The 13,930-nt window shown below is 69.8% G+C and carries 16 protein-coding genes; 8 read left to right on the top strand and 8 right to left on the bottom strand.

Translation table 11 applies throughout. The annotated features are described in order from the left end of the window. Positions 1-33: 33 nt before the first annotated feature. A complete protein-coding gene (locus ACGFNP_RS51580; protein ID WP_393330908.1) occupies positions 34-1,545 on the top strand; it encodes an RICIN domain-containing protein in 1,512 nt (503 codons plus the stop codon). 56 nt (positions 1,546-1,601) lie between these two features. Further along, positions 1,602-2,222 carry a YoaK family protein gene (locus ACGFNP_RS51575; protein WP_393330905.1) on the top strand — a complete coding sequence of 207 codons (621 nt, stop codon included), beginning with the start codon at positions 1,602-1,604 and terminating at the stop codon, positions 2,220-2,222. A gap of 43 nt (positions 2,223-2,265) precedes the next feature. On the opposite strand, the gene ACGFNP_RS51570 is transcribed toward ACGFNP_RS51575, so the two are convergent. Then, complete coding sequence (locus ACGFNP_RS51570) at positions 2,266-2,544, bottom strand: DUF1905 domain-containing protein (RefSeq protein WP_358319669.1); 279 nt, start codon at positions 2,542-2,544, stop codon at positions 2,266-2,268. A gap of 36 nt (positions 2,545-2,580) precedes the next feature. Then, on the bottom strand, positions 2,581-3,396 hold the full coding sequence (locus tag ACGFNP_RS51565) for an alpha/beta fold hydrolase (protein ID WP_393330902.1): 816 nt from the start codon (positions 3,394-3,396) through the stop codon (positions 2,581-2,583). Between the two features lie 55 nt (positions 3,397-3,451). Between ACGFNP_RS51565 and ACGFNP_RS51560 the strand changes: the two genes are divergently transcribed. Together ACGFNP_RS51560 and ACGFNP_RS51555 are read left to right on the top strand one after the other, a co-directional pair. Further along, complete coding sequence (locus ACGFNP_RS51560) at positions 3,452-4,480, top strand: sigma-70 family RNA polymerase sigma factor (RefSeq protein WP_393330899.1); 1,029 nt, start codon at positions 3,452-3,454, stop codon at positions 4,478-4,480. Between the two features lie 69 nt (positions 4,481-4,549). Then, the gene (locus ACGFNP_RS51555; RefSeq protein WP_393330896.1) at positions 4,550-6,487 is read left to right on the top strand and encodes an ArnT family glycosyltransferase; all 1,938 of its coding nucleotides are present in this window, start codon (positions 4,550-4,552) and stop codon (positions 6,485-6,487) included. 51 nt (positions 6,488-6,538) lie between these two features. Here ACGFNP_RS51555 and ACGFNP_RS51550 read toward each other — a convergent pair whose 3' ends face one another. Next, positions 6,539-6,739, bottom strand: a complete 201-nt coding sequence (locus ACGFNP_RS51550) for a hypothetical protein (protein WP_358319681.1) — start codon at positions 6,737-6,739, stop codon at positions 6,539-6,541. 155 nt (positions 6,740-6,894) lie between these two features. Between ACGFNP_RS51550 and ACGFNP_RS51545 the strand changes: the two genes are divergently transcribed. The 4 genes from ACGFNP_RS51545 to ACGFNP_RS51530 all read left to right on the top strand — a co-directional run bounded on the left by ACGFNP_RS51545 (position 6,895) and on the right by ACGFNP_RS51530 (position 10,806). Further along, complete coding sequence (locus tag ACGFNP_RS51545; RefSeq protein ID WP_358319684.1) at positions 6,895-8,172, top strand: sensor domain-containing protein; 1,278 nt, start codon at positions 6,895-6,897, stop codon at positions 8,170-8,172. After that, entirely contained in the window at positions 8,160-8,819 is a 660-nt protein-coding gene (locus tag ACGFNP_RS51540; protein ID WP_358319687.1) for a response regulator transcription factor, read from the top strand. The genes ACGFNP_RS51545 and ACGFNP_RS51540 overlap by 13 nt, the downstream gene beginning before the upstream one ends. Positions 8,820-9,011: 192 nt before the next feature. After that, on the top strand, positions 9,012-10,316 hold the full coding sequence (locus tag ACGFNP_RS51535; RefSeq protein ID WP_358319690.1) for a protein kinase: 1,305 nt from the start codon (positions 9,012-9,014) through the stop codon (positions 10,314-10,316). A gap of 64 nt (positions 10,317-10,380) precedes the next feature. Next, positions 10,381-10,806, top strand: coding sequence for an STAS domain-containing protein (locus ACGFNP_RS51530; protein ID WP_393330891.1), 426 nt, complete (start codon positions 10,381-10,383; stop codon positions 10,804-10,806). 123 nt (positions 10,807-10,929) lie between these two features. On the opposite strand, the gene ACGFNP_RS51525 is transcribed toward ACGFNP_RS51530, so the two are convergent. The 5 genes from ACGFNP_RS51525 to ACGFNP_RS51505 form a co-directional block, all read right to left on the bottom strand. Continuing rightward, a complete protein-coding gene (locus tag ACGFNP_RS51525) occupies positions 10,930-11,205 on the bottom strand; it encodes a hypothetical protein (RefSeq protein ID WP_393330888.1) in 276 nt (91 codons plus the stop codon). A 55-nt stretch (positions 11,206-11,260) separates the two neighbouring features. Beyond that, positions 11,261-11,545, bottom strand: a complete 285-nt coding sequence (locus tag ACGFNP_RS51520) for a GlsB/YeaQ/YmgE family stress response membrane protein (RefSeq protein ID WP_358319697.1) — start codon at positions 11,543-11,545, stop codon at positions 11,261-11,263. A 197-nt stretch (positions 11,546-11,742) separates the two neighbouring features. Beyond that, entirely contained in the window at positions 11,743-12,693 is a 951-nt protein-coding gene (locus ACGFNP_RS51515) for a LysR family transcriptional regulator (RefSeq protein ID WP_393330886.1), read from the bottom strand. 86 nt (positions 12,694-12,779) lie between these two features. Continuing rightward, positions 12,780-12,977, bottom strand: coding sequence for a hypothetical protein (locus tag ACGFNP_RS51510; protein ID WP_358319703.1), 198 nt, complete (start codon positions 12,975-12,977; stop codon positions 12,780-12,782). A gap of 68 nt (positions 12,978-13,045) precedes the next feature. Continuing rightward, positions 13,046-13,912 (bottom strand): YihY/virulence factor BrkB family protein, encoded by an 867-nt coding sequence (locus ACGFNP_RS51505; RefSeq protein WP_393330882.1) that lies wholly within the window; start codon positions 13,910-13,912, stop codon positions 13,046-13,048. Positions 13,913-13,930: the final 18 nt, after the last annotated feature.

Below are 13,930 nucleotides of genomic sequence, written 5' to 3'. Positions count from 1 at the left end.
GCATGATCTGACACAAAGTGCCGGACGGAGCAGATGCGCAACCCCCCACGCGAACTCGCCCTGGTGATCGGCTCGGTGGCTGTGCTCAGCGCGGTCTTCACCGTGCTGGCCGGGATCTACGTCAACTTCGCCACCGACGGCCAACCCGAACTCAACCCGGCGCACATCGTGCCCGCGATCCTGTTCGCCTGCCTGGCCGCCGCGCTCCCGCCGCTGGGCGGCTTCCTGCAGTCACGCTGGGCCAACCGTACGGCGACGGCGACCGATCCGTTCACCGCGCACGACCTGCCCACGTTCAAGCGGCTGCTCAAGGACCTGCGCAGGGAGGTGAGCACGCCCAAGTTCGCCGAGCTCCAGGCCCGCGCCGCCCGGCGCGGGCTCGCCTTCGACCGGGCCGACCTGGAGAAGGTCACCAGGCAGAGCGCCGCCTGGCTGACCGACACCGAGCACGCCGAGCCGGTCATCCGCGCCTTCCTCCTGGTGCATGAGGTGCCGGACGCCGCGGCGCACAAGTGGCTCCAGTCCTACCGCAGACTGGCCAATCCCCAGCCTGCCCGGCCCACCCGCCGCACCAGACTGATCGTCGGCATCGTGGTGTCGGTCGCGCTCACGACCGCGGCCTTCCTGACCTACGTGGTGTACGTCGACACCCACGTCCCCGACTCGCTCAACCGCTCGAACGTGACGATCCTCTCCCTGTACGCGCCCGGCAAGCCCCTGGTCGTCAACACCTCCACCACCGCTCCCCCGCACGCCAGGCTGGGCGGCTCGGCCATCAACACGGTCCTCGGCGAAGCCCAGCGGTGGGACCTCGAACCGGAGAAGCACGACGGCGCCTTCCTCTACCGGATCCGCAACCGTCTGAGCGAGCGCTGCCTGACCCCGGAGGCCCGGCGCATCATCGAGGGGATCTACCTGACCGAGGCGGCCTGCGACGACTCCGACGACCAGCTCTGGCGGCTCACCGGCGACCACGCGATCGCCATCGCCTCCCCCCAGGGAGACCTGTGCGCCGAGCCCAACCAGAGCTCCGCGGAGCCGGGCACCCCGCTGATCCTGCTGCCCTGCGCCGCCGACCGGCCCGGCCAGCGCTGGCTGGTCACCGCCCGTCTGCCGGACCTCGGCAGCTCACTGGCCAGCGCGGAGAACGGCCGGTGCCTGGACGCCACGGGCACTGCGGACCTGATCATCTGGGGCTGCCACGGCGGCGTCAACCAGGCGTTCGGCTACCAACGGAATGCCCAGGGCGAGTACGCGATCACGAGCATGGGCGGCTGCCTGACCGCCGCCGGTCCACCGGATCAGCGACGGCCGGCCCGCGAGTCCTGCTCCGGCTCCACCGGCCAGCTCTGGCGCTTCAACTACCGCTCGGCGTACAACCGGTGGCACTACTGGGAGGTCCAGCACGTCGCCAGCGGCCTGTGCCTGGAGATGGAGCCTGCCCAGCAGTCGGTGTCACTACGCCCCTGCACACGCGCGAACGTCCAGCAGTGGCGCACCCCCGACTGGCTGAACCCCCCGAACACGCCCGCCCACCCTCAGTGAACGCGGAATCAGCGCGCCTCCCCCAGCGGGCCGCGCGTGCGGCCGACCATGGGAGGATGCTGGCCAGCAACCGCCTGCCCGTCCTGAGCCTGGCGCTGGCCTCGGGCGCCATGGACGCCTTCACCTTCCTCGCCCTGGGCCGGGTCTTCACCTCGAACATGACCGGCAACCTGGTCCTGCTCGGCGTGTCAGCCGGTCACGGCCACTTCTCCGAGGCCCTGGGCTCGCTGGTGGCGCTGACCGCGTTCACCTGCGGCCTGGTCGGCACTTTCCGGTTCACCGTCTCGACCACCGGCTGGACCGCCCGTACCAGGCTGGCCCTGGGTGCCGAGCTGGTCCTGCTGATCGCGCTGGCCCTCGCCTGGGCCCTGTCCGGCCCACGCCTGCCGGTGATCGCGACCGCCGCCCTCGCCATGGGCATCCAGAGCGCGGTGACCGACCGCCTGCACTCCTTCATCGGCTCGACGACGTTCATCACCGGCGCGCTGACCAGCTCGATCTCCCGGCACCTCACTCCCGGCACGGGGCCGCCGCATATCCCCGAGCTGGTGGCCGTACTCCTCGCCCTGTCACTCGGCGCGGCCGCCGCCGCAGTGACCCTGCACCTGCTCCCCGCGGCGGCTCCCGTGATCGCGCTGCTGGGCGCGGCGATGGCCCTGATCTCCAGTACACGCTGACGCGTCTCCAGACACGCACGGACCGCGACCCGGCCGCGCGCGATCAGCTGAGTCGCTGATCCAGGCGGAACGCCACCTCGACGCCCGCTTGGTCCTTACCGATGAGCTCGCACAGTGCCGCCCTGATGGGGAGCCAGTGGGGGCCAGTGCCCGATGGCATGAGGGTGGCGGTGAACGGGTGGCCGTCGATGGTTCCGCCGACCTTCACGGGACGCCTTGTCCCGAAGAGTTCGGCGGAGCCCGGCACGGTCACGAAGGTAGGGAAGGCTCCGTCCTTCTCGATCCGTGCGGTGAAGGTGTGGTCAAGCGGTTGCGCGGGCATCGTCGTCTCCTGAAGTCGTCTGCCGGGGGTCAGCACTCAGTTCTCGCGCAGGACCTCACGCAGCCGGGGAGCGAACCGGTCGGGGTCGTCGGCGAAGCCGATGTGGCCGCCGGGGAACATCGTCGGCTCGATGCCGAGTGCCGCGGCGAGCGCGGTCGACGTACGGTCGCAGATCTGGCCGGTCGAGTCCTCGCCGATGCCGACCACGACGCGGGTGCGCACTGAACGCAGGGCGGCGAGGTCGGGCTGCCAGCGGACGGTGCCACGCAGCTCGTGGGCGAACCAACGGCGCTCGTCCGCGACCTGCTGCGGATCGCGTTCCCCGCCGAACATCATCTCGATCACCTCCTGCGGCATGGCGATGTTCGCCTGAGCCATGAACTTCGTCCAGGCCCCTACGACATCACCGGCGAGGTAGGTGGCGATCTGGTCTTCGGTCCCGGCGTGGAGTCGCTCGCGGTCCGCCAGCGTTTCGACCAACGGCGGCTCGTGGGCGATGACAGTATGGACCTGCTCGGGGGAGGCGATGGCCAGGGCCAGGGCGGTGACGGCGCCGCCGCTGGAGCCGAAGACCGCGGCCGGGCCGGCGTCCAGGTGGGTGATGAGCCGGGACAGGTCGTCGGCGCGTAGCCCCGGGGTCGAGTCCTGGCCGGGGTCGTGGAGAGGGCTGCGGTTGATGCCGCGCGGGTCAGTGGTGAGCACGGTGTGGTCGGTGGCCAGGAGTTCGGCCGCCGCGGCGAAGGACCTGGCGTCCATCGGGGCGCCGACGAGCACCAGCAGGGGGCCCTCGCCACGTACCTCGTAGTGCAGGCGCGCGTCGGGGATCTCAAGGGTACGGACGATGTGGTTCATGGTTTTCTCCTTCGGTCGAAGAGGTGACTCCGGCGATGGGGCAGAATCGTCGCTTGTGAGCGAAGTCTTTTCCGCCACGTCGGCGGACCCGGCTGCGGAGGGCGCCGAGGACCTGGTCCGGGCACGCGCGGGGGACGACGCCGCGTTCAACCGGCTCGTACGGCCGCTGCGCCGGGAGCTGCACGCCCACTGCTACCGCATGCTCGGCTCCACCCATGACGCCGACGACGCCCTGCAGGACGCGCTGTTGCGGGCGTGGCGGGGGCTCGCGCGTTTCGAGGGCCGCAGTTCACTGCGCTCGTGGTTGTACACCGTGGCCACGCGCACCTGCCTGGACACCATCGAGTCCAGGGGCAGGCGGGCCCTGCCGATGGACCTCGGCCCGGCCAGCGACCGCGCCGTGCTCGGCGACGCCCCGCTGACCGACGTCGCCTGGCTGGGCCCTTATCCCGGCACCGGCCCGGGCGAGCGCTACGAGCAGCGCGAGGCCGTCGAGCTGGCCTTCGTCGCCGCCCTGCAACACCTGCCGGGCAACCAGCGCGCGGCGCTGCTGCTCTTCGAGGTCCTCGGGTTCTCCGCCGCCGAGATCGCCGCCACGATGAACACCTCGACCACGTCGGTGAACTCCGCCCTGGCCCGCGCCCGCAAGATCGTCGCGGAGAAGGTGCCTTCCCTTGGCCAGCAGCAGACTCTGCGCCAGATCGGCGACGCCCGGGTGCGGGAGATCGTCGCCGGCTACTCCACCGCGCTGGAGCGCGGCGACTCCGACGCCCTGGTCGCGCTCCTCACCGAGGACGTCACCTGGTCGATGCCGCCGCTGCCGCACTGGTACCACGGCCTCGACGCCGTCACCGACTTCGCCGTGCGGGTCCCGCTGACCTCATGCGGAAGCTGGCGGCACCGGCCGGCCACCGCGAACGGCCAGCCGGCCGTGGCCTGCTACCTCCGGAACGACGACGCCGGCGCGCACGTCGCCTGGTCGATCAACGTACTGACCCTGCGTGGCGAGCGCATCGCCGAGATCACCTCGTTCGTCGGCCCCGAGCACTTCACGCCCTTCGGGCTGCCGCCCTCGCTGCCCTGACGTTTCTTCTCACTGAGGCTTAATGGTCGCCTCAGCGCGGTTCAAGGGCCGCCGTCGATCGTAGGCGTCATGAGCACGATGACCGCACAGTTGCTGGAGCGCCCGACCAGTGGTCGTCGCGCCCCGGCCGACCACCGGGGCGACCCGCGGTGGGCACGCCCCGCGATGTGGGGCGTGCTCGCCCTGGCCGCCGTCCTTTACACCTGGGCGCTCGGCCAGAACGGCTACGCCAACGACTACTACTCCGCCGCGATCTACTCCGGCACCCAGAGCTGGAAGGCCTTCTTCTTCGGAGCCCTCGACGCCGGTTCGTACATCACCGTCGACAAGCCGCCACTCGCGCTGTGGGTGATGGGCCTGTCGGCCCGCCTCTTCGGGTTCGGAACGTGGAGCATGCTGCTCCCCCAGGCCGTCGCGGGCGTCGCCGCCGTGGGCCTGGTCCATTCGGCGGTACGACGTACGCTCACCGCCAGGCCGATCGGGGACGGGACGGGGCACCTGGCCCATGTCGCGGCGCTGATCGCGGCCCTGGTGATGACGCTCACGCCGATCACGGTGGCCATCAACCGGGACAACAACCCCGACACCATCCTGGTGCTGCTGCTGGTCGCGGCGGCCTGGTTCTGCCTGGAGGCGATCCGGACCGGCCGCACGCGTACGCTGCTGGTCACGGCGCTGCTGGTCGGCCTGGCGTTCAACACCAAGATGCTCCAGGCGTACCTGGTGCTGCCCGCCTTCGCGGCCGTCTACCTGATGGCGGCACCGGGCCGGCCGCTGCGGCGGATCGGGCGGCTGCTCGCGGCCGGCGCGGTGCTCGTCGTCTCCAGTGGCTGGTGGATGGCGATCGTCGATCTGTGGCCGTCGGGCAGCCGGCCGTACATCGGCGGCAGCGCGGACAACACCGTCTGGGACCTGGTCGTCGGCTACAACGGCCTCGGCCGGATCTTCGGTGCGAGCGCCGGTAGCAGCGGCGGCGGCGCCAACTTCGGTGGCGAGGCCGGGGCCACCCGGCTGTTCAACGACACGATGGCCGGGCAGATCTCCTGGCTGATCCCGTTCGCGGCCCTCGCCCTGGCCGTGGGGGTCGCCCTGATCGGCCGTCGGCCGCGGACCGATCCGGTCCGGGCCGCGCTGCTGCTGTGGGGTGGCTGGCTGGCGATCCACTTCGTGGTGTTCAGCTTCTCGGAAGGCGGCTTCCACCCCTACTACGCCACCGCGATGGCGCCCGCGATCGCCGCTCTCACCGGAATCGGCGCGGTGCTGATGTGGCACGCCTACCGGCGGTCCACCGCCTGGAGGTGGGCGCTGCCGCTCGGCATCGCCGTCACCGGTGGCTGGTCCTTCGTGGTGCTCCGCCGTACCACCGACTTCGTGTCGTGGCTGCCGTGGGTGGTCGCCGGCGCGACGGCGGTGGCGGTGCTCGGGCTCCTGGCGGTCGCGTTCGGCGCCAAGCGGCTGGCCGCCGTGGCGCTGGTCGCGGGGTTGTTCGGCGGTCTCGCCGGGCCGGCCGCGTACGCGGTGACCCCGCTGACCTCGGCCGTCCAGGGCACCAACCCGACCGCGGGCCCGGCCGGCAGCGGCGGGATGGGGAGAATGGGCGGAATGGGCGGCGGACCCGGTGGCACCCAGCAACGTACGGCCGACCAACGTACGGGCCGGCCCGGCGGCGGTGGGCAGGTGAGCACTCAGCTCATCGCGTACCTGAAGGCCAACCAGGGCGACGCCACCTGGCTGGTGGCCGTCGACAGCGCGCAGAGCGCGTCCTCGATCATCCTGTCCAGCGGCAAGGCCGTCATCGCCATGGGCGGCTTCACCGGCAGCGACCCGGCCATGACCGTCGCCAAGCTCAAGGGGTACGTCGCCGACGGCACGCTCAAGTACATCCTGATCACCGACGGCAGAAGCTCTTCGGTGACCGAGTGGGTCAAGGCCAACGGCACCCTGGTGGACGCGTCCGCCTACGGCGGCACCGACAGCAGCGGTCAGGCTCTCTACGAACTCGGCTGACGAGTTGAGAGCGGCCCGGGCGGCGCTGATCGCCCGGGCCGTTCCGCACACTCATGGGCGCCGGTGCCGGTAGTGGTCGACGACCAGGCCGGCGGCGCACGCGAGGGTGGCCAGACCGAATCCGATGCCGACAAAGATGTTGATGTTCGAGGTCACGATGTTGAGCACCGCGCTGATCAGGAGCAGGACCCACAGCACGGGACGCAACATCCCGCGCTGGGCGGTCTGGGCCGAACGGGATGACTCGGTCATGGTGTGCTCCTCACTCGACGGGCTGTCACACATCGAAGCTACGAGCGATCACCGCCGACCACGATCCCACCAGCGAGACAGGCGTGGTACAGCAGGCTGTACTCCTTGGCCGACGATCTGTCGACCGCCCGGGTGATGCCTTATTGTCCTGGGCTATGTCCACCCACGACCCCACGGCCGACCGGCGGGCGGCCCGTGGATGGGACGCGTTCGCGTTCGCCCGCGCCCGAGCAGTCCTGGACGCGCTCGAACATATCGTCGGCGGGCTCGGCACCGCGGTCCTGGCGTTCGTCGCGCTCGTGCTGGTGATCGCCACCGCGCTGACCTGCCTCATCGGTGTGGGCCTGCTGCTGGCGCCCGTGACGCTGCGCGTGGTGCGGGTCGTCGCCGACCGGGAACGCGGGCGGCTGTCCCGCTGGGGTCCGGAGGTCGTCGGCCCGGCGCCGATGCCGCACGGGCTGCGCGCCGCCCTCGCCGACTCGGCCGTACGCAGGGAACTGGGCTGGATGGCCGCCCATGGCATTTTCGGCCTGCTCCTCGGTGGGGTGGGTATCTCACTGCCCATCTACGTGGTGCGGGACACCTTCTTCCCGTTGTACTGGTGGCTGTTGCCACCGGAAGAGGCGGCCACGGGGGCCATGGGGATCTGGACCGTGCAGGGCTGGTCCGGCGCCTTCGCCGTCACCTTGCTGGGCCTGGGCTGGATCATCCTCTGCGGGGCGGTCCTCCCGGGCATGGCGCGGCTGCAGGCCTGGCCCGGCCGGCGGCTCCTGGCACCGGTCTCCGGCACCGACCTCGCACTGCGGGTCGTGCAGCTCACCGCGACCCGCGCCGCCGCGCTCGACGCGCACTCCGCCGAGCTGCGGCGCATCGAACGATCGCTGCACGACGGGACGCAGAACCGGATCGTCGCCGTCAACGTCCTGCTCGGCGCGGCGCGCCGGGCGCTGACCCGCGATCCGGCCAGCGCCGAGGCCATTCTCGAACGCGCGCAGGACGCCGCCGAACAGGCGCTCGCCGAGCTTCGCGGGGTCGTCCGCAGCATCCTGCCGCCGGTACTGACCGACCGCAGCCTCGCCGACGCCCTCACCGGCCTGGCCACGGCCTGCCCGGTGCCCTGCCGGATCGACGCCGACCTCCCCGTCCGGTGCGCCTCCTCCGTCGAGGCGACGGCCTACTTCGTGGTGGCCGAGACGCTCACGAACATCGCCAAGCACAGCCAGGCCCGGCACGCCACCGTCACGGCCCGCCTCGATGACGACCGGCTCGACCTACAGATCACCGACGACGGCCAGGGCGGGGCGGACGAACGCAACGGATCAGGGTTCGTCGGCATCCGCCGCCGTACCGAAGCGCACGATGGGACATTCATGCTGAACAGCCCTCCTGGGGGACCCACCACCGTGACCGTGAGCCTGCCATGCGGATCGTGATCGCGGAGGACGACGCGCTCCTGCGCGAAGGGCTCGCGCTGCTGCTGCGCGCGGAGTCGCTCGACGTCGTGGCCACCGCCGGCGACCCCGCCGGCTTCCTGGAGGCCATCGGCGTTCACGAACCGGATGTCGCGATCGTCGACGTACGGATGCCGCCGACCCACACCGACGAGGGGATCGTCGCCGCCGTGGAGGCCAGGCGACGCCAGCCGGACCTGGCCGTGCTCGTGCTGTCCGCCTACGTCGAGCAGGCGTTCGCCACCGAACTGCTCTCCCATGGCAGCTCCCGACTCGGGTACCTGCTGAAGGAGCGGGTCGGGAGGGTCGATGAGTTCCTGAGCGCGCTGCACCGGGTGGCGGACGGCGGTACGGCCATCGATCCGGATGTCGTGGCGCAGCTGCTCGTACGCACCCGGCCCGACACCCGGCTGGACCGCCTGAGCCCTCGGGAGCGTGACGTGCTGGCCCTGATGGCCGAAGGTCTGGGCAACACGGCCATCGCCGAACGGCTCTTCGTCACCGACGGCGCCGTACACAAGCACATCCGCAGCATCTTCGCCAAGCTCGACCTGGCGCCCACCGACCGGGCGGACCGACGCGTCACCGCCGTCCTGCACTTCCTCGAGGACGCCAACCGCCGAGTCTGACCGGCCAACCGCAGTCTCGCGTCAATACGCTGCGACGACCGTCGTAGCGGCTCCTCATCTGTGATCAGTTATCGCGATGAGCTCTGCTCGGAACGCATGTATCCGTATCCCGGTCGGCGGCATTGACTGACAGTATCTGGCTACCCGTCCTGAGGCGGCATACGTCGGCGTCGATACCGGGCGGAGGCGGCTATGTCGGTCGAGACCATGATGTCGGTGGCGGCGGATGGGCATCGGACGCTCGACGCGTCGTTGGACGCGTCTCTTCTCGCCGGCCGCTACCGGCTGCTCGAACCGCTCGGGCGAGGCGGCATGGGCACTGTCTGGCATGGTCGTGACGAGCTGCTGGCTCGCGAGGTCGCGATCAAGGAAGTGCCCTTGCCCCCCGGGCCCGAACGGACGATCCTGGCCGAGCGTACGCGGCGGGAGGCCCGCGCCACGGCACGCATCAGCCACCCCAATGTCGCGGGCGTGTACGACGTCATCGAAGTGGCCGGACAGCCCTGGATCGTGCTGGAGCTGGTGCGCTCTCGAACCCTTGGTCAAGTGGTCGCCCAGGACGGCCCGCTGTCTTCATGCGCGGTGGCGAAGATCGGGCTGGCCGTGCTCGACGGTCTGTGCGCCGCTCACGCGGCCGGGATTCTGCACCGGGACATCAAGCCGGACAACGTGCTGCTGGCTCAGGACGGTCGTGTGGTCCTGACCGACTTCGGCATCGCCGTGATGGACAGCGAGGCGTCCATTACCCAGGCCGGGATGCTGACCGGCACGATGGCCTATCTCGCTCCCGAACGGGTCACCGGCGATGCCTGCCGGCAGTCGGACCTGTGGTCACTGGGCGCCACCCTTTTCCTGGCGGTGGAAGGACGGCCTCCTTTCTCCCGTGACACGGCGATTCACACTCTCGCCGCGGTGCTCGCCGACCCGCCTGATCCCTTCGAAAGGGCTGGACCGCTGGCGGTCGTACTCGCCGGGCTGCTCCACAAGAACCCCACCATGCGGCCAGACGCGGTCCGCGTACGCGAGCAGCTCCGGCACGTGGCGGATTTATGGCCGCCGGAGGAGCGGACGGCGACCCCCCTCGTGCGCACCCGAGTGGAAGAGACCTTGCCGTTCGTGCCCGGATTCGCCACGCCGTCGATGAGAGAACCCCAGCTCGGCAGGAGCAAGGCCCGCTGGGCGCTGATGGTCGGCCTGTTCGCGCTGCTCACGGCAGGCGCGGCTTGGTCCGCCGGAATGGCGTATGAATCAGGGGCGCGGCAGTCGTTGACCGTCCCGGTCGGCCCCCTCGCACCTGCCGCCGGCCGCGACGGCCTCTTCGAGGGACGCGACGCCGCGGGCAAGGGCGGCACGATCAAACGCTTCGGGGAACACCTCAACCCCCCGCGGGTCCACTGTGGTCGCCTTGGACAAGCCCGGCGAGCGTGCGAGCTGTCAGTGGTACTTCCCGCGACTCTCAGAGCGTCGGCGGTCGCTGACGGGGATGCACATACGTGATTGACGATGAGTTCATCTGGGATTGGCCATTTCCGTCCCCTCGGAACTACCGGATGATCAATTCATGGCCGGCTGCAGTCCCATCATCGAGTTCGTCGCGTTCAGCAATGGTCGCCTGCGCATAAGGCATGATCTCGATCGGCGGGAGCTGCGGGTCATGGGCGATCTGGACTGCGTCACCTTGCACGTCCTCGTCGGTGCGTTGGCCTCGATCACGGGTGGTGGCGGAGTCTGCGTCGATCTGGCGCACCTGGAGTTCATCGACGTCGGCGCCTTGCGGGTCTTGGTCAACGTCGCCGCTCAGCGGGACGACGGACACGTTCTCACGTTGCGATCCGCGCCGCCGCAGGTGTGCCGCTTGCTCAACCTCACCGGCTGGGGCGAGGCGCCCCGTCTTCGCCTGCAGGCCGCGACGGATCCGCTGGCGGCCGTCCTTTTCCCTCGCCCCGGGCAGAGCGTCGCCCCCACGGAGCTACCCTCGCCCGCCTAAGCGCGGCGAATCGGGCAAGGTCATGGTGGACATCTCTGGCTCCTCGAACTTTCGTTGCCTTCTCCGCACGGCCCCGGTTCGCGCGGAGAAGGCAACGGGTTGAACTCTGGCCCGACGGCCGTCTCAGAGCCGGCGATCGTCCGGGGCCATAAACCCGGGAGGGTCCACCAGGGTCGGCGGCGGACCGTCATCGATGACGTCCTGTCGGCTGCGGACGGTCGACTCGCTCCAGCGTGATCTCGTACGCAGCAGCAGCGGCAGCACCAGCCCGACGGCGCCGCCGAGCATCAGGATGACGCCCGCGATGCGCAGGTCCAGGCCGCCGATCGAGCCGTTCGTCAGCGCGAAGGTGAGGATGGCGCCGACGACGATGACCGCGATGGCACCGGCGACGGGCATCACGCATCGCCCATGCCGTGGCAGGACCGTGCGTGCGTGGGCGAGCCGATCAGGGTCATCGGCGGCCGACCCGACGGTGCGGACGCTGCCCAGTGAGCACGTTGTAGGCGAAGAGCAGGACTGCCGCCCCGACGATGGCGCAGACCCAGGTGGACAGGTTGAAGAAGCCCTGCACACCGGCGACGTGGAACACCTGTGTGGCCACGAAGCCGCCCAGCAGTGCCCCTGCGACGCCGAGTACGAAGGTGATGATCAAACCCTGCGGATCCTTGCCGGGGACCAGAGCTCTGGCCACTATTCCGGCTACCAGTCCGAGGATGATCCAGGCGATGATGCCCATGACCGAACTCCTCTTGCAGCGAATCGAGGTCTGCGAGGATCGGCCTTCCGGACCGGTCGAAGCAGGAAGCCGGCCGCCGCGGAATTGCTGGCGCCGACTGTCACACTTGTTCGCTTCGACCCAACACCCAGACGTTCTTAATGGAAACAGCCGATCTCGGATGAGGCCATCACCACAATCGATCACCGTGGCGTGGATCAGGCGGTCTCCTCGTCATCGCCTCGGTCGACAGCTATCGAAGCCCCGGCGATCGGTTGCAGCCAGCCGAGCCGCTCGGCGAGTCGTCTGGCGCTGTCGATGACGTCGGCCAGGTGGCGGGAGGGGTTCGCGTCGCGCCACAAGAGTGACCAGGGGTAGTGCGTGACGGGTTCGGCCAGCGGCCGCCACGTGGTGCCCGGCCGGTTGGACGTGCGGGAGGAGGAGGGGATGCAGTGCACACAGCGGTGCTGGAGGACGAGGTCGGCGGCGGCGCGGGTGCTCTCGACCGTTCCCTCGTAGACCGTGGGCGCGAATCCGGCCGACCGGCACAGCTCGATGACGAACTGGTTGAGCTCCGGCGTCTGGCTCTCCTCGCCGAGCAGCAGGAGCTCGTCGGCGAGGGCGGTGACGGGCACGGCGTCGCGGCCGGCGAAGCGGTGGTCATCGGCGACCAGCACGCCGAGCGGATCGAGCCGGATCAGTTCGGCGGCCACGCCGGGCCGGGTCTGGGAGGCACGACCGATGCCGATGTCCAGGCGCCCGTCGGCCAGTTGCCGGTACTGCTCAGGGGTGCCCGCTTCGACCTGGTGGATCGTGAAATCCGGATGGCTGCGCTGGACCTCGCGCAGGATCTGGGGCATGGAGTCGTAGGCGGCGTCGATGATGCCCACGCGAAGCGTCGGCGATGGCGCCACAGCGTTGCGGGCGGCTTGCTTGGCCCTGCTCACGTGGTCGAGGATCTGGCGCGCCTCGACGAGGAAGGCCACACCCGCGGGTGTCAGGTCGACGTGATGGGTGCTGCGGTCCAGCAGCCGCACTCCTAACTCCCGCTCCAGCCGCTGCACCTGCTGGCTCAGCGCGGACTGCACGATGTGCTCCCGGGCCGCCGCCCGGCCGAAATGCAGCTCCTCAGCGAGCGTCACGAAATAGCGCAGTTGGCGCAGCTCCATGGCCGCCACCTCTTCCCAAGCCGGGCGGCGCCGATACCGACCATCGTCCTACCACTGTAGAACGTCTTGGGAATCGTCAGCAGGCGTCACTTGCTGGGCTGGGGGGTCTGACAAGCGATCTTCGGGTTCATGCCGAGATAGTTGAGGGGACCCGCCAGAATCGTCACGGCGATCGTGGCCACCTGGTTGCAGTCATCGATCGGTTTTGTGTAGTAGTCGCGCTGGGCCGCCGCGAAGGCGCCGACGACCAGCCAAAGGATCACCACTATCGATCCTAAGCGCATAGGTTCTCCTTCCCTCTTCCTGACTGTGGCCTCCCCTCTCCCCTCAAATGGGGCAAGGAAACGGAGTCCTAAGCAGCCAGGTCCTTGACCCGTCCTGTGGTGCTGGTGGCCGCCAGAGCGACGGCGAACAGGATGAGCTGATTGAGGATCTTGAGAAACACCAGCATCCCCACGGCGCCGGTGACGACCTGGTAGGCGGGGTTGGCCGCCGTCAGGTTGAGGTAGACCTGCCCGAGGGTCTTGAGCACCTCCAGGCCGATCACGATGACGAGCGCGGGGCCGATCACCCTGCGCAGCGGCAGGTGCAGCCGTGGCGGAGCGGTCAGCAACGCCATGGCCAGCAGGGTGTTGACCCCGAGACCGATGACGAACGCGGCCGCGGACAGCACCCACTGGGCCGAGATGGCGTCCGTGCCCACGGTGTGCACGGCCAGCCAGCTCAGCAGCCACTCAGCGGCGAAGGCGACGCCGACCGACAGCAGGAGCAGCAGCCCGAGCCCGGCCACCACGCCCAGGTCGATGAGCTGACGCAGGAGGAAGTGTCCCGGATACTGCTCCAGCCGCCAGATCGCCCTGCTGGCCGAGCGCAAGGTGTCCATCCAGAACAAGCCCGTCAACGGCAGCGCGACGAACGCCACCAACCCGGCCGTCCCGCGCGCGTCGATCAACGCCTGGACGTTCAGCCGCGGAAGGTTCTCGCTCAGGTAGTGCTGCACCGCGAGCAGCACCGGCGGATAGTCCAGGAAACGACCGAGAATCGCGAACCCCAGCAGCGCCAGCGCGAAGGTGGCGAAGAAGGAGTAGTACGTGAGCGCGGCCGACAACCGGCCGGCGTCCGTCTTGTCGTAGCGGATCACGGCCCGGACCAGATGATCCAGCCAGCCATGACGGCTTCTCGCCCGCTGCCAGGCCGCCGCCAGCCGCTGTCGTGTCACTTGAGGTTGTTCACCGTA

The organism is Nonomuraea sp. NPDC049269 (assembly GCF_043197155.1).
Taxonomy (GTDB): Bacteria; Actinomycetota; Actinomycetes; order Streptosporangiales; family Streptosporangiaceae; genus Nonomuraea.
This window is presented reverse-complemented; position numbering and strand designations above follow the sequence as displayed.